The sequence below is a fragment of the Rhodococcus sp. P14 genome, from assembly GCF_000256505.1.
In the GTDB taxonomy this organism is placed as follows: Bacteria; Actinomycetota; Actinomycetes; order Mycobacteriales; family Mycobacteriaceae; genus Rhodococcus; species Rhodococcus ruber.
This window is the reverse complement of sequence record NZ_AJFC01000166.1, coordinates 26,466-46,373: the sequence shown is the minus strand read 5'-3', so window position 1 is coordinate 46,373 and position 19,908 is coordinate 26,466. Positions and strand designations below refer to the sequence as shown.

Genomic DNA, 19,908 nt, shown 5'->3' with positions numbered 1-19,908 from the left:
TCCGCCGCCGATCAGGATCAGCTGCGGATTGAGCAGGTTGCACAGGCCCGCCGCCGCGACCCCGACGTGACGGCCGGTGTCCGCGAGCACCCGGGCGCACCCGGCGTCGCCGGCCTCGGCGAGCGCCACCACGTCCGCGATCGTCAGGCCGGGCCCCCGGCTCGGCTCGAGCAGCCCGATCACCACGTGGGAAGCCACCATCGTCTCGAGGCAGCCACGATTGCCGCACCGGCACACCTGGCCGAACTCGTCGAGGGAGGTGTGGCCGATCTCCCCAGCCGTGCCGGCGCGGCCGCGGTACAGCCGCCCGTCCAGGACCAGTCCGGCGCCGACGCCGTCGGACAGCTTGATGTAGGCCAGGTCGTCCATGCCGCGCCCGGCGCCCCAGATGTGTTCGGCCAGTGCGCCGAGATTCGCGTCGTTGTCGACGTGGACGGGAAGGGCGAGCCGCTCGGCGGCCAGGGCGGCCGGGTCGACGCCGACCCAGCCCGGCAGGATCGACGGCCCACCGATGCGGTGCGTGGCGGACTCGACCGGTGCGGGCAGGCCCATGCCGACGGCCGCAACGGCGTCGCGGCCGCACCCGAGTTCGACGAGAGCGTCGTCGAGAAGCGCTCCGGCTCTTTCTATTCCGTCCTCGGCGCGGTGCCCGGTCGCCAGCTCGACCCGTTTCTCGGCGAGGATCTCGTGCGACAGGTCGGCGACGGCGACGGTGAGATGCCGGTGCCCGAAGTCGATCCCGACGGCCAGGCCCGCCGACCGGGTGAGCTTCACGGCCCGTCCCCGCTGGCCCGGACGCTCGGCGGCGGCCACCTCCACCAGACCGCCGGCTGTCAGTTCCCGGACCAGATTCGACACCGTGGCCGGGGCCAGACCGGTGCGCCGAGCGATCTCCGCTTGCGTGAGCTCACCGCCGGACTGCAGAACCCGAACCACCCGTTGCTGATTGGCCGAACGCAGCGACGACTGCGAGCCGGGATGTTCGGTGTCCTCACGCATCCGCTCAGGGTACCGGCCCGCGACCGTCCGCTCGTTCCGGACGGCCGGGAACATCCGCGACCGGCCCGGTCGTACGCGCGCGTCGCGGCGGTCGCGTACGACGATCGGGCGCGCGGATGCGGTGACGTCGAGGACTCGCCCCCGCCGCATCCGAGCGGGGCGGAGGCGAGTCCGGTTCGCCTACGCCTCGGCCCGGCGCAGTCCCGTGGTCACCTGCGCGAGGCGGGTGATCCGGGCCCAGTCCCGGGTCTGCACCGCATCGGCGGGGGTGAGCCACGAGCCCCCCACGCAGCCCACATTGGGCAGCGCGAGGTAGTCGGGGGCCGTCGCGACCGAGATTCCGCCGGTGGGGCAGAACCGGGCCGCCGGCACGGGGGAGTGGACGGACGCGAGGAACCGGGTGCCGCCTGCGGCCTCCGCGGGAAAGAACTTCATCTCGCGGTAGCCGCGTTCGAGCAGCAGCAGCACCTCCGAGACGGTCGCCGCCCCCGGCAGGTGCGGCAGTCCCGTGTCGGTCATGGCCTTCAGCAGCGACTCCGTCGCGCCCGGCGACACCAGGAAGCGCGCACCGGCCGCCGCGGCCTGCGCGGCCTGGCCGGGTTCGACGATCGTGCCGGCACCGACGGTGATGTCGGGGACCTCGTCGGCGATCCGCTCGATCGCCTCGAGGGCGCACGGGGTACGCAGGGTCAGCTCGATCATGGGCACGCCGCCGTCGGCGAGGGCCCGGGCGATCGGGACGGCGTCCGCGGCATCGCCGATCACGACGACGGGCACGACGGGGGTCACGTCCAGCAGGCTCATCGGGGTCTCCTTCACGCGAAGTCGGGTTGAAAGACGCTGGCGCCGTGGGTGGCCGGGCCCACGGTGGCCCGCAGGCCCGCGAACAGCTCACGGCCCGTGCCGGTCCAGGCGTCGTCGGTGGGGGCGTGATCGGTCGCCGCGCGGCCGGCGAGCGTGGCGTCGGACAGGTGCACACACAGCGAGCCGGCGACGGCGTCGACGGTGATCGGGTCGCCGTCGCGGACGCGGGCGAGCGGACCCCCGGCCGCGGCCTCGGGCGTGACGTGGATGGCGGCGGGAACCTTGCCGGACGCGCCCGACATCCGGCCGTCGGTCACCAGCGCGACCCGGCGCCCCCGATCCTGCAGCACCCCCAGCGCCGGGGTGAGCTTGTGCAGCTCGGGCATCCCGTTCGCGCGCGGGCCCTGGTAGCGCAGCACGGCCACGACGTCGCGGTCGAGTTCGCCGGCCTCGAACGCCGCGAGGAAGTCGGCCTGGTCGTCGAACACCCGCGCCGGGGCGGTGACGACGTGGTGCTCCGGGGCGACCGCGGACACCTTGAGCACGGCCTCGCCCAGGTTGCCGTCGAGCACCTTGAGCCCGCCGTCGACGGCGAACGGATCCGCGACGCCGCGCAGCACGGTGCGGTCCAGGCTCTCGGACGGCCCGGCTTCCCACCGCAGCGTCCCGTCGCGCAGCCGCGGTTCCTGCGTGTACCGGTGCAGCCCCGGCCCGGCGACGGTGGTGACGTCGTCGTGCAGCAGGCCCGCCGAGAGCAGGTCCGAGACCACGACACCGAGCCCGCCGGCGGCGTGGAAGTGGTTCACGTCGGCCGCGCCGTTGGGGTAGATCCGGGCGAGCAGCGGCACGACGGCCGACAGGTCCGCCAAGTCGCGCCACGTGAGGGTGATCCCGGCGGCCCGGGCGATCGCCACCAGGTGCATCGTGTGGTTGGTGGAGCCGCCGGTGGCGAGCAGTGCGACGCAGCCGTTGACGACGGCCCGCTCGTCGACGACCTCACCGACCGGGGTGAAATCGGAGCCGAGGGCGGTCAGGCCGGTGACGCGGCGCGCGGCCTCGGCGGTGAGCGCGTCCCGCAGTTCGGTGCCGGGATTGACGAAACTCGCGCCGGGCAGGTGCAGGCCCATCACCTCCATCAGCAGCTGATTGGAGTTGGCGGTGCCGAAGAACGTGCACGTGCCGGCGCCGTGATAGGAGGCGGCCTCGGCCTCGAGCAGGTCTTCGCGGCCGGCGCGGCCCTCCGCGTAGAGTTGCCGCACCCGGGCCTTCTCGCCGTTGGGCAACCCCGACGTCATCGGCCCGGCCGGGACGAACACCGTCGGCAGGTGCCCGAAGCCGAGCGCGCCGATCAGCATGCCGGGGACGATCTTGTCGCAGACACCGAGCATGAGGGCGCCGTCGAACATGTCGTGCGACAACGCGATTGCGGTGGACATCGCGATGACGTCGCGGCTGAACAGCGACAGCTGCATGCCGTCGCGGCCCTGGGTGATGCCGTCGCACATGGCCGGGACGCCTCCGGCGAACTGCGCGATGCCCCCGGCCTCGAGGACCGCGGCCTTCAGCCGTGCCGGGTAGTCCTCGAAAGGCCGGTGCGCGGAGAGCATGTCGTTGTAGGAGGAGACGATCGCGATGTTCGGCTTCACCAGCCCGCGCAGCGCGGACTTGTCGGCAGGTTCGGCGGCGGCGAATCCGTGGGCCAGGTTGGCGCACGCGAGACGTCCGCGCGCCGGCCCCTTGTCGGCGGCGGCGCGCAGCCGCTCGAGGTAGGCGCCGCGCTCGGCCCGGCTGCGCCGGACGATGCGGTCGGTGACCCGGTCCAGAACGGGATGGCTCATACGGAAGTTCCTTCGTACCAGGCGCGTCCGTCGCGCTCGATGAGGGTGGTCGCGTCGGTGGGGCCGGACGTCCCCGCCGGGTAGCGGCGCGGCATCCGGCCGGTGCGGTCCCAGGTCTGCAGGATCGGTTCGACCCACGCCCATGCGGTCTCGACCTCGTCGCGCCGCATGAACAGGGTCGGGTCGCCCCGCACCACGTCCATCAGCAGCCGCTCGTACGCGTCGGGCGAGGGCCGGTCGAACGCGTCGACGTAGTTCAGATCCAGGGAGACCGGGCGCAGGCGGATCCCGCCGGGTCCGGGTTCCTTGGCGGTCATGTGCAGGCAGATGCCCTCGTCGGGCTGCAGCCGGATCACCAGGCGATTGGGTTCGGTGGCGCCCTCGGCGCGGGGGAACATCGGGTGCGGAACGTCCTTGAACTGCACCACGATCTCGGAGCTGCGCTTCTCGAGTCGCTTGCCGGTGCGCAGGTAGAACGGCACACCGGCCCAGCGCCAGTTGCGCACCTCCGCGCGCACCGCGACGAACGTCTCCGTGCGGCTGTCCGGGTTCTCCACCTCGTCGCGATAGCCGGGCACGGCACCGCCGTCGACCAGTCCGGGTCCGTATTGCCCGGTGACGGTGAATCTTTCGACGTCCTCGGCCGTCATCGGACGCAGTGCCTGCAGCACCTTGAGTTTCTCGTCGCGCACCGTCTCGCGGTCGACGACCGTCGGCGGTTCCATCGCCACCAGGCACAGCACCTGCAGCAGGTGGTTCTGCAGCATGTCGCGCAGGGCCCCGGAGGTGTCGTAGTAGCCGCCGCGGGTGCCCACCCCGAGGGATTCGGAGACGGTGATCTGCACGTGGTCGATCCACGTCGAGTTCCACAGCGGCTCGAGCAGGGTGTTGGCGAACCGGGTGACCAGCAGGTTCTGGACGCTCTCCTTGCCGAGGTAGTGATCGATGCGGAAGATCTGCGACTCGTCGAACACCTCGCCGACCGCGTCGTTGATCGCGTGGGCGGAGGCGAGGTCGCGGCCGATGGGCTTCTCGAGCACCACCCGGGAGGTCGGTTCGACGAGTCCGTGCCGGGCGAGGTGATGGGAGATCGGCCCGAACAGCGAAGGGGCGCAGGCGAGGTAGAACACGCGCACGGAGTCCGGGGGCAGGACGTCGTGCAGGGCGGACCAGTCGTCCCCGCCTGCGAAGTCGAGGCTCACGTAGTCGAGGCGGTCCAGGAACCGGGTGAGGGTGCCGGCGTCCAGCAGGGGCGCGGGCACGAAGCGCGCGAGCTCGCCGCGGACCTTGTCGCGGTAGCCGTCGGTGTCGAGGCCGGCGCGTGCGGCGCCGACGATCCGGCTGCGGGGCGGCAGCTGGCCGTCCCGATCCCGCAGGTAGAGGGCGGGCAGGAGCTTACGGACGGCGAGATCGCCGGTGCCGCCGAAGACGACGACGGTACAGGGGGCGGCGGGTGACATGGCGTGTCCTCCCGAATGAGGGGGTGAGGGCTGTCACTCGCAACCGTAGAGCATCTTCCGCACTGAAACAACAAACTTACGCATTTCTAAGAACAAAGTCCGGTGCGGTGCGGCTCCCGGGTGCGGCACCGGGCCCTCTCGGGTGCGCTTCCTTGGTTCAATGGCGGTATGAGCCGATCCTCCAGCGCGCCCGCCACAGCGGGCGAGGTCTTCGCCCTCGTCCGCGCCGGCGCCGCGACCACCCGAAGCGAGATCGGGCACCACACCGGGCTCTCCCGCACCGCCGTCGCCGCCCGGGTCGCGGCGTTGCAGGACCTCGGCCTCGTCGTCGAAACGGAGGAGGGGCCCTCGACCGGCGGGCGCCCACCCCTCACCCTCACCTTCGGGGCGGGGGCGGGCATCGTGCTCGTCGTCGCGATCGGCCGCAGCCGCACCCAGCTCGCGGTCTGCGATCTCGCCGGGGACCTGCTCCGCACCGAGGACCTCGAGCAGGAGATCGGGGCGAGCCCGGGGGAGCTGATGCCGAAGGTTGCCGCGCACCTCGCCGACCTGCGCGCCGCGCTCGGTCCCGGCGCGCCCCGCACCGTCGGCATCGGGGTGAGTCTGCCGGGCACCGTGGACACGGCCCGCGGCTGCAGCCTGGATTCGCCGATGATGGCCGGCTGGGACGGCGTCGAATTGCAGCCCTTCCTCGCGGACCTCGGCGGCGCGCCGGTGTTCGTCGACAACGACGCGAACGTCATGGTCCTCGCCGAAAGGCTGGGCGAGCGAAGAAAATTCGACGACATGCTCCTCATCAAGGCGTCCACGGGTCTCGGGGCGGGCATCGTGTCGGGCGGTGTGCTGCAGCGCGGCGCGGTGGGCGCGGCCGGCGAGATCGGGCACACCAAGACCGCTGCGGCGCAGGGCGTCCTGTGCCGCTGCGGCGACGTCGGCTGCGTCGAGGCGATCGCCGGGGGCTGGGCGCTGGTCCGTGACCTGCAGGAGCAGGGCCGGGACGTGACCCACATCCGCGACGTCGTGGCCCTCGCCGTCGGCGGGGATGCGGAGGCGCGCCGCATGATTCGCGACAGCGGCCGGCGGATCGGCGAGGTGATCGCCGGGGCCGTCAACCTCCTCGACCCGGCGGTGCTCGTCGTCGGCGGCGACATGGCCGAGGCCTACGACGTGTTCGTCGCCGGACTGCGCGAAACCCTCTATCGCGATGCGGTGTCCGTGGCCACCCGCGCCCTGCAGATCCTGCCCTGGTCGCACGGCGATCGCTCCGGGATGATCGGTTGCGCCTCCATGGCTCTCGACCAGGTGCTCAGCGTGCGCGCCGTGGACCGGATGGTGGCCGAGCGGGGCCGCTGACCCGGTTACTCCGCCGGCTGACGGCGGATGAAGTCGGCCATGCCCGGGACGGTGAAGGCGATGCGACCGTGTTCCGGCGCCCAGATCAGGCCCTTGCGGATGGCCGAGTTGCGGACGTCGCTGACGCCGGTGGCCGTCGAGCCCATCAGCTGGGCGACCTTTCCGGACCGCGGTGCCTCCTCACCGGCGGCGGCGAGCGCGGCGAGGTAGCGGCGCTCACGGTCGGTGGCCCGGTTCCAGCGCGACGGGAAGAATCCCTCGTCGAGGTGACGGCGGCCCACCTCGACGGCGAGCTCGGCATCCTCGAGCTGGAAGGGGCTGTGCGGAGCGACGTTCCAGATCGCCTTCCCGAACTCCTGCAGGAAGTACGGATAGCCCCCGCTGGCCTGGACGAGCACGGCGAGGGCGTCGTCGGTGAAGTCCCCGCCCTGGCGGCGCACCGGGATCCGCAGGGCGTCGGCGGCGGCGGTCGGCGAGAGGGGGCCGATGGTGCTGTAGAGGAACTGGCGCTCCGCGTACGAGCGGTTGCCGGCCAGGACTGCGGGAAGATTGGGCAGTCCGGCACCGATGAGGAAGAACGGCCATTCCCGCTGGCTCGCCCGGTGCTGGACGGCGAGCAGCGCCGACAGCAGATCGGAGTCGAGGTCCTGCATCTCGTCGACGAACAATCCGAAGGCACTGGATCTCGGCCGCAGTTCGGCGGTGATCGCCTCGACGAGTTCCTCGAGGTCGAGGTCGATGTCCCCGCTGGCCGCCGGGGGCTGGTCGAGGGAGAAGCTCGCGGTGGCCGGCCCGAGGCCGAGGCCGAGGGAGAAACCCCGGGCGAGATCGATGAGCGGATCGATCGCATGCTGGATCCGGTGCTTGCGGCTGTAACGGCGCAGTCCGACGGTCAGCTCCTGGGAGAGCTTGGCGCGGACGGCGCTGGTCCCGGCCTCGTTGGGTCGCGCCTCGAGGGCGATCGTCAGCCAACCCTGCCGGTCGGCGTGCTCGACGAGGGCGTTGAGCAGGGTCGTCTTCCCGACTCCCCGCAGTCCCGACAGGATGAGTCCACGGTCGTAGTTCTGCCGCTTGCTGCGGGCGACGAGGAGTTCGAACGCCCCGATCTGCTCGTCGCGTCCCTCGAGCGCCGGCGGCCGGAGGCCGGAGCCGGGCTTGAACGGGTTGAGCTCGAGATCCACGAACCGAGTAAAGAGACTTATGGCGACTTATCTGAACCGCCCCATAGTCGTCCATAACTACCGATAGATTCGTCCGCCGCGCTTCTTCGCCATCCGACTCACAGCCCGGCGATCCCGTTGCCGATCAGGATCAGGCCGAGGATCAGAAGAACTGCCGCCATGATCACCGTGTGTTGGCGGGTCATCCACTCGTCGGCGGCCGCGAGCGCCCGGTCGGCACGGTCGGCGAACACGCCACGCACCGCGGGCGGGGCAGCCACCCCCAGACTGGCTACGACCGCGAAGACGATCAGCGCCACGATCTGTTCGGGAACGCGCGCAGTCGCGTCCGCGATCACCACCGCGCCGGCTGCGACCAGGGCGAGGTTCTTCGGATTCGCCGCCGCAAACAGAAACCCGAGAGCCAGAGCCCGTCGAGCGGTCATGGTCTGCGCGGCCGCCATCCATCCGGGCACGGTGGATTCCTCGCCCGGCTGCGGCCGCGAGTACCACTTCCGGACGGCCAGAAGGACCAGCACGACTCCCAGCACCAGTTTCGCAGCAGCGGCCCACCAGGTGGGCTCGTCGGACAGCATGATCACATCCGCCACCGCGATGACCACGGCGCCTACCACGAGCAGACCCGCGAACCAGCCGCCGACGAAGGCGTAGGAGACGCGCAGCGGCCGCTTGGTGACCAAGAGCACCGACAGCATCACTATCGGCATCGCCGCCAGCAGCAGGCCGACCGCAATCGGCAGGGACTGCCCGATCGCACCTGCCATGAGCCACCCCTCGGATCGCCGATCATCGATCTCCGACGAAGAGTAGTCGCATCCCCGTCCGGTGGAGACGGACACGGTCGCGCGGTCTCCTCCGGGCCGACACCCCGTCCTCCGCGACGCGGATCTTGTCCCCCGTCTCTGCCACCCCGCCCGTCCCAGGCGTCCGAATCACCCGTTGGGGACATCAAGCACACATACGGTCCGGTACGCCCCGGTCGGGACAACGACGGGACGTGCACGCTCGGCACCGCACACCGCACACCGCACACCGAACGGCCGGCGTCACGCAGGCCGGGTCGCGTCGCGGCGCCGGGCATCGAGCGGAACCACCGTGTCTCGGCAGGTGATCGGCTCACCCGCAGGCCGGGTCAGGGCGACGCGCAGCCGAGACAGTGCGCGGTGCTGTCCGAGCCGGACCGCGCCGGGCGTGATGTGCAGGACGGCGGCGGTTTCCGCCGTCGACATGCTGTGGACGACCCGCAGATGCAGGATGTCGCGTTGCCTGTCGGTCAGGACGTCCAGCAGCGCATCGATGCGACGCCGCTCGTAGCGGCGCCGTGCGTGGGTCTCGGGAGCCTCCGGTCCCCACGGTACGTCGGGGACGTCTCCGACCGGTGCTGCGTTCCGTGGATCCGACCGCACGGCATCAGGATTCTCGGGGTCGAGCGCAGCGGTGCGCTGCTCGATCCAGGGCCGCATCGTATCCGCACTCGATCGTAGGGAGTCGGACGGAAGCCCGTCGTTTTCAGGAGCTGTCATCGAGTCGTGCCTTTCCTTGCTGTGACATGACGCATCGCGTCCGTCCACGCACCCACACAACCGGACGTTCGCCCGGCGTCCATGGGAGTGCGCCGTGGATCTGCTGGGAACTGCGTCTGCGGCGAACCCGGCAGGCGTCGGAGACACCGGTCGCCGGGGTGTCGATGTCACTGCGGTACCGGAGATCCGCCGCCGAGCTCGCAGGGGACCGTTTCGTCCTGTGTCAGCACGTCGCATACTCGGCTCTTCGCATTGTCGCGGGTGGTGACGACGACCTGGTCCCACGGGCTCCCGGCCGTGGCGTCGTCCTCGTCGGTGAGGTGCGATCGCAGAACGGTCCATCGATGCCAGTGCCGCGCGAACGACGACTCGTTCACAACGCGCCCGCGAGCGTGCTGCCCGGCTTGCGCGACATCGCGGGGTACGTCGAGGAAGACGAGCACCGGCGTCCAGCCTCGCCGCCGCGCCAGGCGAGCCGTCCAGTCGCGTCGGCGGCTGCGTGTGGCGGTGTCGTGAACGGCCACAGGCCCTTCGCTCCGGTGTGGTCCGGCCAGGAGAGTGCGCACCACGTCGAGGGTGTGCATGAGATGGACGAGTGGCCGATACCGGCGATACGGCAGGTCCGGCGGAAGCGCGGCGGCGAGGCCTTCGGCACGGCGTTCCGGATCGAGAACGGTCAGACCCGGGATGTCGTGCTCGATCCGGCGAAGCAGGGTGCTCTTACCCGCTCCGGGAATGCCACCGACTATCAGGAAGACGGCACCGGTGTCGCGCCCGGACGGATGTGCCAGGCGGGAGACCGTCGGAGCTGAAGCGGTTATGACGATTCCTTTCCCCGCGAACAGGTTCGCGATCGATTCTGCCGTCTCCAGAATGCCGGCACGGACTGGGCCGCCGCTGAGACCTTCCGAGGTCGGGCTGTGAAACCGGGCCGCACCGCGCGGCCCGCCTCTCACGCCTCGGCCGGTCCCCACTCACGCAGCTCAGCAGTCACGCAGCTCAACTGTCACGCAGCTCCGCGAGCGCAGCGGTGCGCTGCTCGATCCAGGACCGCATCGAGTCCGCACTCGATCGGAGCGAATCGGCCGGGAGCCCGTCGCTCACCGGAACGGTCGCGACCAGGGTGTCGAGTATCTCGAGAGCGCGTCCGCTGCCGTACATCTGGTCGTACAGTTCCCGGTAGGCGTCCTCGTAGACGCCGGTGAAGGCATCGGATCCGAGAAACCGTGTCTTCAGCGCATTGCCGGACTGCATCCGGCCATCTCCCGGGGGCGCGGCTGCGTCCGAGGGCATCGCGCGCGGCTGAGCCACCGCGCCGACGCCGGCGGGTGGGGTACCGCGGCCGTCCTGCCCGGCGCCGCCCCTCGCTCCGGGGCCCATCGAGACGGTGTCGTGCGGGCCGGTCGTGGCGTCACCTTGCATGGCCAGGTTCAGGTCCCACGACACGACGGAGAGCCTGCCCGTCCCGAGGTCGTACCAGAGGTAGTAGTTCTGGCCCGGCCCGCTCATGTCGTCGCCGTTGACGAGCAGATTCTGTGTGGTGACGTACCGCGCGAACGAGTCCACGTCCACCCACTCCGACAGGTGTGCGTCGAACTCCTCGTCGCCCGCCGAATCCAGCCACTCCAGGAAGCGGACGATCGGCTGCAGGTTCCCCGTCCCGACCGCGTTGATCTGCTCGAACTGGTCGGCGTAGTCCGACTGGTCGTCGCCGACATACTCGAACCGCGACGACGCATCCGCCTTGTACAGATAGCCTTCGGAGTCGAACAGGGAGTTCGCATAGGTGTCGTCGGGATGTTCGAGCAGCAGGCGCGTGGTTGTGGCGCTGCCGTTGACCGAATAGACCGTGTACGCGTAACGCTGTGTCGGCTGCTCGGTCTCCGCGGTCAGCGACAAGGCCATCGCCTCGTTGAGCACGGGCGAACCGGGGCGCACCGAGATCTCGGTCATGCCCTGGTAGGCGCGGCCGTCGGCGTTCTCGTCGAAGCTGACGAGCAGCGGCAGCGACGTCGGATCGTCCGCGGTCGCCTGCGACATGCCGCCCGTGGCCGGCGGCTCGAATCCTTCGGGCAGCTCCAGCCCCGCCGGTGGTGCGACGCCCTGACCGCCGACGCGAGTACCGGTGCCGCGCAATCCCATCAGGGTGGAGTTGCCCTTCAATCGCACCGAGACGTCGGTGATCAGCGTGCCGTCGAGGGTGACGTCGGCGGTGACCCACTTCTTCTCGCCGGTGCTCTGGAAGGCGGTGATCATCTCGTCGTACTCCGCGTCGGTGATCTCGACCGAGAGTTCGTGCGGGACAGAGGCGTCGAACAGGTCCACCGTGCCGGTGATGTTGTCGGTGATCTCCGAGGCGATGATCGTCGGGTCGCCGGTGAGGTACGGCCGGATGCGGGTCGCCCCGAACACGGTCGCCAGGATCGTCACGAACGCGACGAACACCGCCAGAAGTTTCCAGTGCTGCCGCAACGACACCGGGATCCGGTGCCGGAGCCGTCGTCGCGGTGGCGGCTGTCCGCCGGTCGGGGTCCCGCCCATCAGATGTCCGTCTGGTCGTAGCCGGTCAGGACCGTCACCCGTTGACCGGTGTTGACCGCGCTCAGGGCCGAGATCAGCTCGTTCGGCTTCGCGTCCTTCTTCAGCTGCGCGGTGTAGTACAACTCGGTCAGCGCCCCGGAGCGGACGGATTCGGTGGAGACCAGCTCGAACTCGGTGCAGTACCGGACAAGCACGTCTTCGACCATCGCGCTGTACTGCTGCTCCGGCGGTACCTGCACCTTGACGACCTGGCGCCGGACGTCGAGCTCGAACCAGTTGAACTTGCTCATGATCAGCAGCACCAGGCAGATCGCGATCGTCGCGGCGATCGCCAGCAGGTAGAAGCGGGTGCCGGTGGTCATGCCGACGGCCATCACCAGGAAGATGAAGCCCACATCGCGAGTTTCCTTGATGGCGTTGCGGAACCGAACCACCGACAGGGCGCCGACGAGTGCGAACGCGCGGGCGATGTTGGAGCCGACGACCAGCATGATCAGCGCGATCACCATGCCGACCAGTACCAGGGTCTGCACGTAGGACTGGCTGTAGGAGACGTTCTTGTGGGTGTGCCGGTAGACCCAGCCGATGATCGAGGCGAGGACGAACGACAGTGACAGCGACACGATGATGTCGAACGTGGTGAACGTCCCGCTGAGGTCTTGCAGGTCGAAATTCATGAGAGTCCTGGTTCGGTGTAGGGACGGGAACAGGGCGGCAGGTCAGGGCACCGTCGTCGTGGTCTCGAGGAGGCCGGTCGGCACACGGCCGTCGAAGCCTTGCGGCAGAACGAGTCCGGGAGCGCCGAACCGGGAACGGGGCGCGAGACCGAACGCCTCGACGGACTGGCAGTACTTCGAGACGCGGACGACCGACATGTCCATGCGGGCAGTGAGATCGGTCGCCCAGTACGGAACGCGCTCGTTGGCCTTGAGTTCGACGATCGCGAGTTTCGGCGGCACGACGAACCGGTTCTGCGCTCCCGACGCGAAGCCGAAATCGCCGTCGCGGCCGTGCACCTTGTGGTCGATCGTCACTCGGAGGCCGAGGTCGGCCTCGCGGCCGACGAACGCCTCCCGCAGATATCCCGTGGTCACGATCGGTCGCAGGTCGAGATTGCCGATCAACGTCGTCACCTCGTGGACGAACGGACGCTGCGGGGGATCACAGCCGACCTCCTGCCGTCCGTCGAGCCAGCGCTGCGCCGTCCCGTACGGCATCGCGATGCGCCGCTTCTGGGTGACCCGGTTGACGCGCTGCTTGACCTCGATGTGCACCGGCGTGTCGTCGGTGCATTCGGAAGGGTTGCCGTACAGACGCATCCGCAGTTTTCGCCGGAATCTCAGGCCCTCGATCTTCTCCCAGTAGAACCGCAGGTCCGGCGTGTCGTAGTAGAGCGAGGTGACCGGATACCCGCCGTGGGGCGAATACGGATCGGTCTCCATCCGTGCGGCGAGTTCCCGCCGCAACTCGGGAACCTTCAGTTCGTCGACGAAGTACTTGATCTCGTAGCGGTTGAAGGCATGCAGGCTACCGGCGGTCTGCCGGTAGCCCGTCGGTGCGGTGGGAACGGCGTCGGTCGGGGGCATGTCCTGCGGGGTGGACGTGCGGAATCGGTCGAACACTCCCATGGAACCCGGCCTCTCGTCGAAGAACTGCGCTGCGGTGAACGCGATGCGAACGAGACCAGTACAGCCGGTGACCCTCGAGGGATCTTGGGACGTTCCTGGCAGTCTGCTGGCAACGTGCCGGGATCGGGACTCGTACCCGCGACACGAATCGACGAACGCACCGACGATCGCTGTCGCGTACGGCTGCGAAGTGCGCGGCCGTGCGGCACCGACGAAGGCCGTCCCGCGCGTCGTCAGGTTCCGGCGGGCCGGATCCCCAGGACGCGGTGCCACCAGCGTCGACGCGGCGGCTCGGCGGTGTACTCACGCAGCGCTGCGGCCGCCGCCGCAGCCCGCTCGGCCCGTTGCGACCGCAGCTCCGCCCGATCTGTGGCCCACTGCCGGACCACCTCCTCCGGGTCGACCCGGTGGATGGGAACCAGGGGACCGCTCGGTGCGCGCAGGCAGTCCACGATCCGCCGGTTCAGCTCCCGGACGATCTGCCGCACCGCCGGCTCGGAGGGCACGTCGCGCACGGTGTCGCGCAACCGCTCGACCTCCTTGCGCAGCTGCAGCGGGGGCGGCAGCAGGGCCTCGGTCGAGAGCCCTTCCCGGCGCAGGTAGTCCTTGACCCACCACAGCTCGTCGTCGCTGCGATGCGGAATCGGCTTGCCCGCGCCACGCAGGTTGTCGAAGTCGCCCCGCTCCTGCGCGACGCGGATCTGGCGTTCGATCCACGACTCGAAGGTGATGTCCGGCCGCTTGCGCTCGGTCATGGAGGCGATTGTCCTCCGCGAGGCGTCGGGTTTCACGCTCGGCGGGTCACCGGGACCGTCGCCGACACGCCGATCGGATCGGGGCGGAGGGGTGTCGAGACCAGGCGCCAGCGGCCACATGCGCAGCGCTGATACCGCACCACGCCTTCGCTCGTCGGGTGGCGGGAGACCGCGGTCCAGTGGTGGCTGTGGGATGTCGGCATGCCACCAGCGTGGTGTAATGACATTGTGCATCTCAACCCTTACGGCGAGTATGCCGTGCGCCTCGCCGCGGAGCTGGTGAACGACCCACCCGCGACAGTCGACGCGCTGGTGCGCCGCTGCCTCGAGGCGGGCCTGGTGATCGACTTTCCCGTCGGTGCCGGCGACCTGCGCGACGTCGAGGCGATGCTCGAACGCTGGTGCGGGATCGTCGACGCGACCGGTGACGCCGAGCGTGCCGCGCTCGTCAACGAGATGCTGGCCGCCGCTTCGGCGTATCCGCGGATGACGAATCACGCGGGGGACGGCTGGCACCTGCACTACCGGGACGATCAGCATTCGCTCGCCGGGGTGCTCGAGGCGCTGATCTCTGTCGGTACGGCCCTGCACCTGGTGGGCCGGGGCATGCACCGACTCGGCCGCTGCGCCCTCGACGAGTGCGACGACGTCTACGCGGACACCTCCCGTAACGGGCGGCAGCGGTACTGTTCGCCGCGGTGCGCGAACCGCGACGCCGTGCGCCGGCACCGCGCTGTGCGCGCCGGCTGAACCGCGCCGTGCGCGCCGTCTGAACCGCGCCGTGCGCGCCGTCTGAACCGCGCCGTGCGCGCCGTCTGAACCGCGCCGTGCGCGCCGTCTGAACCGCGCCGTGCGCGCCGTCTGAACCGCGCCGTGCGCGCCGTCTGAACCGCGCCGTGCGCGCCGTCTGAACCGCGCCGTGCGCGCCGTCTGAACCGCGCCGTGCGCGCCGTCTGAACCGCGCCGTGCGCGCCGTCTGAACCGCGCCGTGCGCGCCGTCTGAACCGCGCCGTGCGCGCCGTCTGAACCGCGCCGTGCGCGCCGTCTGAACCGCGCCGTGCGCGCCGTCTGAACCGCGCCGTGCGCGCCGTCTGAACCGCGCCGTGCGCGCCGTCTGAACCGCGCCGTGCGCGCCGTCTGAACCGCGCCGTGCGCGCCGTCTGAACCGCGCCGTGCGCGCCGTCTGAACCGCGCCGTGCGCGCCGTCTGAACCGCGCCGTGCGCGCCGTCTGAACCGCGCCGTGCGCGCCGTCTGAACCGCGCCGTGCGCGCCGTCTGAACCGCGCCGTGCGCGCCGTCTGAACCGCGCCGTGCGCGCCGTCTGAACCGCGCCGTGCGCGCCGTCTGAACCGCGCTGTGCGCGCCGGCTGAACCGCGCTGCGCGCCGGCTGAACCGCGCTCAGCGCGGCGCGGTGCCGACGACGACGGTCGCGAAGTCGTCGTCGCTGTGTGCCACCTGCGGGGTCAGCCCGTTCCGGTCGAAGCACGCGGCGATCCCGTCGGCCTGCTGCGTGCTCGACTCGACCAGCAGATGTCCGCCCGGCGCGAGCCATCGTCCGGCCGCCGCTGCCACCCGGCGCAGCACGTCGAGGCCGTCGGCACCGCCGTCGAGGGCGATGCGGGCTTCGTGCTCCCGGGCGTCGGCCGGCAGGAGCGCCAGGTCCGCGGTCGGGACGTACGGCACGTTGGCGAGCAGGAGGTGGACGCGCCCGCGCAGTCCCGCGGGCAGCGGGTCGTAGAGGTCGCCCTCGTACACGTGGCCGCCGAACGCGGCGAGGTTGCGGCCCGCGCACTCCACCGCCGCCGGATCGAGGTCCGTCGCATGCAGTTCCACGTCGGCGACGGCCGCCGCCACCGCGGCACCGAGCGCCCCGGATCCGCAGCACAGGTCGACGACGACACCCGGCGCGGCAAGCGCGACAGCGCACTCGACGAGGAACTCGCTGCGTCGGCGGGGGACGAAGACCCCGGGGGTCACGTGGATGCGCAGGCCCCGGAACTCGGTCCAGCCGAGAACGTGCTCGAGCGGTTCGCCGCCGGCGCGCCGGCGCACCGAGTCGGCGAGGTCGCCGGGCGTCCGGGCGGCGTCGATCAGCAGCCGCGCCTCGTCCTCCGCGAACACGCACCCCGCCCGTCGCAGGGTGGCGGCGACGGCGGTGACGTCCGGTGGGGGCGGCATGCGGTGGTGCCCGGCGGCGGGTCTCAGTCGGCGAGATCCTTGTATTCGGGATGCTTGTCGATGAAGCCGTCGACGAACGGGCAGATCGCCACGACGCGCTTTCCGCGGGCGCGGACGTCGTCGAGCGCGAACCGCACCAGCGTGCTCGACAGGCCCCGGCCCGAGTAGGCGTTGTCGACCTCGGTGTGGTCGAACACGAGCTGGACGTCGCCGTCGGGGTGGTACTGGGTGTAGCCGACGACGGTGTCGCCGTCGCGCAGTTCGTAACGCTGGCGCTGCGGATTGTGGACGGCGGCGACGGACGGGTCGCTCATGGCATTCCTCCGGCTGTTCAGGTGTTCTCGAGCAGGTGCGTGCGCATCGCGGTGTACGTGTCCCCGAAGCGGGTCACGTCCCGGGGACCGAGCAGGTCGAACACGTAGGAGCGTACGGCCTCGACGTGCCCGGGACTGGCCTGGGCCAGCTTCGCGGCCCCGGCGTCGGTGAGTTCGGCCAGCATGCCGCGCTTGTCCTCGTCGCATTCGACGCGCCGGACCCACCCGGCGTCGACGAGCCGGCTGATCGCGCGGGTGACGCCGCTGCGGGTGGTGACGACGGCGTCGGCGAGCGCCCGCATGCGCAGCCGCCGGCCGGGGGCCTCCGAGAGCGCGACCAGCAGCTCGTAGTCGGTGAGGGACATGCCGGAGTCCCGGGTGAGCTGCCGGTCCAGGGCATTCATCAGCAGGCGGGTGCTGTCGAGGTAGGCGCGCCAGGTGCGCTGCTCGTCGTCGCTGAGCCACCGGGTCTCCGTCATTGCTCGAGGATAACCGGATGGTTGCTCGGGAAATCAGTTCGGCCGTTACTCCTGCGGGGGACGGACGGGGTGGCGGCTGACGATCGAGACCCGGTTGAACGTGTTCATGGCCACGGCGACCCACGCGATCGCGGAGAGCTGGTCCTCGGTGAGCCGGGCGCGGGCGAAGGCGTAGTCCCGGTCCTGGGCCCGGCTGTCCGGTAGCTCGGTGATCGATTCGGCCAGGGTGAGGGCGGCCTGCTCCTGCTCGGTGAACAGGTCGGTGTCCCGCCAGGCCCGCAGCACCGCCAGCCGCTGGGTGGTCTCGCCCTCGCGGAGGGCGTCCCGGACGTGCACGTCCAGGCAGTAGGCGCAGCCGTTGATCTGCGAGACGCGGATGTTCACCAGCTCCACGAGCCGACGCCCGAGTCCGGCGTCGGCCGTGGCCTGGCGTATCGCCTGGGCGACCGCGATCTGCGCCCGGTACACCGGGCGGGTCTGCTTGTCGATCGGGACGCGCTTGTCGCTCACTCCGGCGGTGAGACGTGCACGGAGATGTAGAGGGGTTCGCCGAGCTGCTCGAGCAGGCCCAGCTGGGTTTCCAGGTAGTCGATGTGCTCTTCCTCGTTCGCGAGGATCTCCTCGAAGATGCGGGCCGAGGTGATGTCGTGGACCGAGCGCATGTACTCGGCGCCCTTGCGGAGCCGGTCGCGGGCCTCGATCTCGACCTGCAGGTCGGCCTCGAACATCTCCTTGACCGTCTCGCCGAGCCGCAGCGTGCCGAGGCGCTGGTAGTTGGGCAGGCCCTCGAGGAACAGGATCCGGTCGGTGAGGGTTTCGGCGTGCCGCATCTCCTCGAAGGATTCGGCACGGGTGTGCGCGGCGAGCTTCGTCCAACCGTTGTTGTCCTGCATCTTCGAGTGCAGGAAGTACTGGTTGATCGCCGTGAGCTCGGCGGTGAGCTGCTCGTTGAGGTACTCGATGACCTTCTTGTCGCCCTTCATGGCGCCTCCCGGGGACCGAACGCGGATCGACCGCCGGGTACAGGTCTAGACGGCGGTCTCGAGTTCGATCCTCTCATCCCGCTCGCGGGATGCGCGAACGATCGCCGAGATATTCCGTACGCAGCGTCCGCAGTCGGTGCCCGCGCGGCAGGCCGCGCCGATCTCGCGTGTGCAGCGCGCGCCGGCAGCGATGTGGGCCTCGATGTGCCGGTGCGAGAGAGCGTGGCAGCTGCAGACGATCATCGAGACCCTCCTGGACGTACTACTTAGGTTCACCAAACCTTACCTCAATGAGGTGTGGCTTACCTGTGAGCGTAGTCACAGTTCGGTGGCGGGCGCCCCGGGCAAGTGCCCAGTCCCGACCCAGGGCGCCCGGGCCCAGTGCTGCTGGGACGACTCAGTGCTGCTGGGACGGCTCAGTGCTGCTGGGACTGCAACTGCGACGCCACCACCTGGTTGATCCGCTGCAGACCCCCGGGGGTCAGACCGGGCAGCTGTCCTTCGATGGTCCGGACGACCGCGCTGTCGTCGATCACCTTCTCGCTGGACTGGACGAGCACGGTCCCGGCGCCCGTGAAGTCGAACTGCCGTTCCTCCCCGGACTGCACGCCGAACATGCGCGCCCCCGCAGCCACGAAGCCGTTCACCCACGCCTCGTCGTAGTGGTGGCTCGGCGACGGGCAGTCCGCCCAGCCGACGAGCGCCTCGGGGTCGACCCGCAGGGGCGGCTCGGCGAACATCACCGGCCCGTTCGACGAGGCGAGGAACTTGCCGGTGCCGATCAGGGTGAGGAAGCCGGGCACGATCGACTGGTTCAGCGACAACCCCGGCTCGAAGGCGAGCAGGTTCGCGGCCCGGATGGTCAGATTGCCGTCGTCGAGGTCGTAGGAGTTGATGTCGTAACCCCGGTCGCCGAGGATCAGCTTCCCGTACCCCTCGGCGACGACGTAGTCGCCCATGTACAGCGGCGCCGAGAACTGATGCGCGACCATCTGCAGGAGTTGGCCCTGCAGACCGTGCGTGAGCGAGGTGAACTGCACCTGCCCGTAGTAGGCGATCATCGCGCCCTTGGACAGGAACCACGGGCTCTGCAGGTCGATGCAGAAGGCGTAGTGATTGCCGGGCAGGTTGTCGCTGCCGACGAGATGGGACGGATTGAGGACGACGCTCACAGTTTCTCCTCGGACGCTTGCACGTAGACGATGCCCTGACCGGTGCATTCGAGCTGAAGACCCTCGCCGCCGCTGCGGCCGGCGTTGCGCCAGCTCATGGAGGACTTCAGTTCCGTCCGCACCGGTCCGGACGCGGCGATGAACGACTGCGGGTCGACGACGACCGGGGCCGGACCGCCCACCTGCAGCTCGAGGAAGCCGCCGTGCCCGAGCAGCACCGCGGTGCCGCGCCCCGACAGCTGGGTGGTGAACATGCCGGTGCCGGTCACCATGCCCGTCGCGGCGTTGCGCAGAGCGCCGAGGAAGCCGCCGCCCCCGCCGCCGCCGCCTGCCGGCGGCGCCGCCATCGACACCACCGAACTCTGCAGGCTCGCGGTATAGCCGAGCAGCCGCGACGCCTCCACCCGCAGGTCACCGCCGGCGGACAGATCCACCACGTGCACCTCGAGGCCGCGGAAGCCGTAGTGGACGACGCCGTTGCCCTGCGCGAGCATCGTGCGTTCGTGCTCGCCCTGCATCATCCGTCCCGCCATTCCGGCGATCCCGCCCATGCCGGGCATCCCGCCGGCACCGGGCACCTGGTGCGGTGCGAACTGCACCATGCCCGTGTAGAACAGCATCGCCCCGCGGCGGGCAACGACCGGCCCGGACTGGTTCAGATCGACCTTGACGACCTTGCCGTTGATCTTCGAGAACATG

The 19,908-nt window shown here is 70.4% G+C and carries 22 protein-coding genes; 2 read left to right on the top strand and 20 right to left on the bottom strand.

Features of this window, described 5'->3' with window-relative positions; translation table 11 throughout:
* The 4 genes from OEY_RS0112195 to zwf all read right to left on the bottom strand — a co-directional run.
* A partial coding sequence (locus OEY_RS0112195) for an ROK family transcriptional regulator (RefSeq protein ID WP_029540008.1) occupies positions 1-999 on the bottom strand: 999 nt, incomplete at its 3' end.
* A gap of 180 nt (positions 1,000-1,179) precedes the next feature.
* The gene (gene eda, locus OEY_RS0112190) at positions 1,180-1,803 is read right to left on the bottom strand and encodes a bifunctional 4-hydroxy-2-oxoglutarate aldolase/2-dehydro-3-deoxy-phosphogluconate aldolase (RefSeq protein ID WP_010594150.1); all 624 of its coding nucleotides are present in this window, start codon (positions 1,801-1,803) and stop codon (positions 1,180-1,182) included.
* Positions 1,804-1,814: 11 nt separating this feature from the next.
* Positions 1,815-3,641 carry a phosphogluconate dehydratase gene (gene edd / locus OEY_RS0112185; RefSeq protein ID WP_010594149.1) on the bottom strand — a complete coding sequence of 609 codons (1,827 nt, stop codon included), beginning with the start codon at positions 3,639-3,641 and terminating at the stop codon, positions 1,815-1,817.
* Positions 3,638-5,101, bottom strand: a complete 1,464-nt coding sequence (zwf, locus tag OEY_RS0112180; protein WP_010594148.1) for a glucose-6-phosphate dehydrogenase — start codon at positions 5,099-5,101, stop codon at positions 3,638-3,640. Before zwf ends, edd begins: the two co-directional genes overlap by 4 nt.
* 168 nt (positions 5,102-5,269) lie before the next feature.
* Here zwf and OEY_RS0112175 point away from each other — a divergent pair, with 168 nt between their 5' ends.
* Complete coding sequence (locus OEY_RS0112175) at positions 5,270-6,454, top strand: ROK family protein (RefSeq protein ID WP_010594147.1); 1,185 nt, start codon at positions 5,270-5,272, stop codon at positions 6,452-6,454.
* Positions 6,455-6,459: 5 nt separating this feature from the next.
* Here the strand turns inward: OEY_RS0112175 and OEY_RS0112170 are convergent, their stop codons facing one another.
* From OEY_RS0112170 to OEY_RS0112135, 8 genes are all read right to left on the bottom strand, one after another.
* On the bottom strand, positions 6,460-7,635 hold the full coding sequence (locus OEY_RS0112170; RefSeq protein ID WP_010594146.1) for an ATP-binding protein: 1,176 nt from the start codon (positions 7,633-7,635) through the stop codon (positions 6,460-6,462).
* A gap of 98 nt (positions 7,636-7,733) precedes the next feature.
* Entirely contained in the window at positions 7,734-8,399 is a 666-nt protein-coding gene (locus OEY_RS0112165; protein ID WP_029540007.1) for a GAP family protein, read from the bottom strand.
* A gap of 282 nt (positions 8,400-8,681) precedes the next feature.
* Complete coding sequence (locus OEY_RS0112160) at positions 8,682-9,098, bottom strand: sigma-70 family RNA polymerase sigma factor (RefSeq protein WP_010594144.1); 417 nt, start codon at positions 9,096-9,098, stop codon at positions 8,682-8,684.
* A gap of 227 nt (positions 9,099-9,325) precedes the next feature.
* Complete coding sequence (locus tag OEY_RS0112155; RefSeq protein WP_228287132.1) at positions 9,326-10,114, bottom strand: AAA family ATPase; 789 nt, start codon at positions 10,112-10,114, stop codon at positions 9,326-9,328.
* Positions 10,115-10,157: 43 nt separating this feature from the next.
* Positions 10,158-11,699, bottom strand: a complete 1,542-nt coding sequence (locus OEY_RS0112150; RefSeq protein ID WP_237713747.1) for a CotH kinase family protein — start codon at positions 11,697-11,699, stop codon at positions 10,158-10,160.
* Positions 11,699-12,376 carry a DUF4956 domain-containing protein gene (locus tag OEY_RS0112145; RefSeq protein WP_010594140.1) on the bottom strand — a complete coding sequence of 226 codons (678 nt, stop codon included), beginning with the start codon at positions 12,374-12,376 and terminating at the stop codon, positions 11,699-11,701. The genes OEY_RS0112150 and OEY_RS0112145 overlap by 1 nt, the downstream gene beginning before the upstream one ends.
* A gap of 42 nt (positions 12,377-12,418) precedes the next feature.
* On the bottom strand, positions 12,419-13,327 hold the full coding sequence (locus OEY_RS0112140; protein ID WP_010594139.1) for a polyphosphate polymerase domain-containing protein: 909 nt from the start codon (positions 13,325-13,327) through the stop codon (positions 12,419-12,421).
* A 233-nt stretch (positions 13,328-13,560) separates the two neighbouring features.
* Positions 13,561-14,082, bottom strand: a complete 522-nt coding sequence (locus OEY_RS0112135) for a J-domain-containing protein (RefSeq protein ID WP_010594138.1) — start codon at positions 14,080-14,082, stop codon at positions 13,561-13,563.
* A gap of 228 nt (positions 14,083-14,310) precedes the next feature.
* Between OEY_RS0112135 and OEY_RS0112130 the strand changes: the two genes are divergently transcribed.
* Positions 14,311-14,832, top strand: coding sequence for a CGNR zinc finger domain-containing protein (locus tag OEY_RS0112130; RefSeq protein ID WP_010594137.1), 522 nt, complete (start codon positions 14,311-14,313; stop codon positions 14,830-14,832).
* A 649-nt stretch (positions 14,833-15,481) separates the two neighbouring features.
* Here OEY_RS0112130 and OEY_RS0112125 read toward each other — a convergent pair.
* The 8 genes from OEY_RS0112125 to OEY_RS0112090 form a co-directional block, all read right to left on the bottom strand.
* The gene (locus tag OEY_RS0112125; protein ID WP_010594136.1) at positions 15,482-16,261 is read right to left on the bottom strand and encodes a putative protein N(5)-glutamine methyltransferase; all 780 of its coding nucleotides are present in this window, start codon (positions 16,259-16,261) and stop codon (positions 15,482-15,484) included.
* Between the two features lie 23 nt (positions 16,262-16,284).
* The gene (locus tag OEY_RS0112120; protein WP_010594135.1) at positions 16,285-16,575 is read right to left on the bottom strand and encodes a GNAT family N-acetyltransferase; all 291 of its coding nucleotides are present in this window, start codon (positions 16,573-16,575) and stop codon (positions 16,285-16,287) included.
* A 17-nt stretch (positions 16,576-16,592) separates the two neighbouring features.
* Entirely contained in the window at positions 16,593-17,054 is a 462-nt protein-coding gene (locus OEY_RS0112115; RefSeq protein ID WP_010594134.1) for a MarR family winged helix-turn-helix transcriptional regulator, read from the bottom strand.
* A 45-nt stretch (positions 17,055-17,099) separates the two neighbouring features.
* Positions 17,100-17,564 (bottom strand): carboxymuconolactone decarboxylase family protein, encoded by a 465-nt coding sequence (locus OEY_RS0112110; protein ID WP_010594133.1) that lies wholly within the window; start codon positions 17,562-17,564, stop codon positions 17,100-17,102.
* Positions 17,561-18,037, bottom strand: a complete 477-nt coding sequence (bfr, locus tag OEY_RS0112105; RefSeq protein WP_003938723.1) for a bacterioferritin — start codon at positions 18,035-18,037, stop codon at positions 17,561-17,563. Before bfr ends, OEY_RS0112110 begins: the two co-directional genes overlap by 4 nt.
* A 45-nt stretch (positions 18,038-18,082) precedes the next feature.
* Entirely contained in the window at positions 18,083-18,280 is a 198-nt protein-coding gene (locus OEY_RS0112100) for a (2Fe-2S)-binding protein (RefSeq protein ID WP_006944063.1), read from the bottom strand.
* Between the two features lie 173 nt (positions 18,281-18,453).
* Complete coding sequence (locus tag OEY_RS0112095; protein WP_245339732.1) at positions 18,454-19,257, bottom strand: AIM24 family protein; 804 nt, start codon at positions 19,255-19,257, stop codon at positions 18,454-18,456.
* Complete coding sequence (locus tag OEY_RS0112090) at positions 19,206-19,907, bottom strand: AIM24 family protein (RefSeq protein ID WP_010594131.1); 702 nt, start codon at positions 19,905-19,907, stop codon at positions 19,206-19,208. Before OEY_RS0112090 ends, OEY_RS0112095 begins: the two co-directional genes overlap by 52 nt.
* Between the last annotated feature and the right edge of the window lies 1 nt (position 19,908).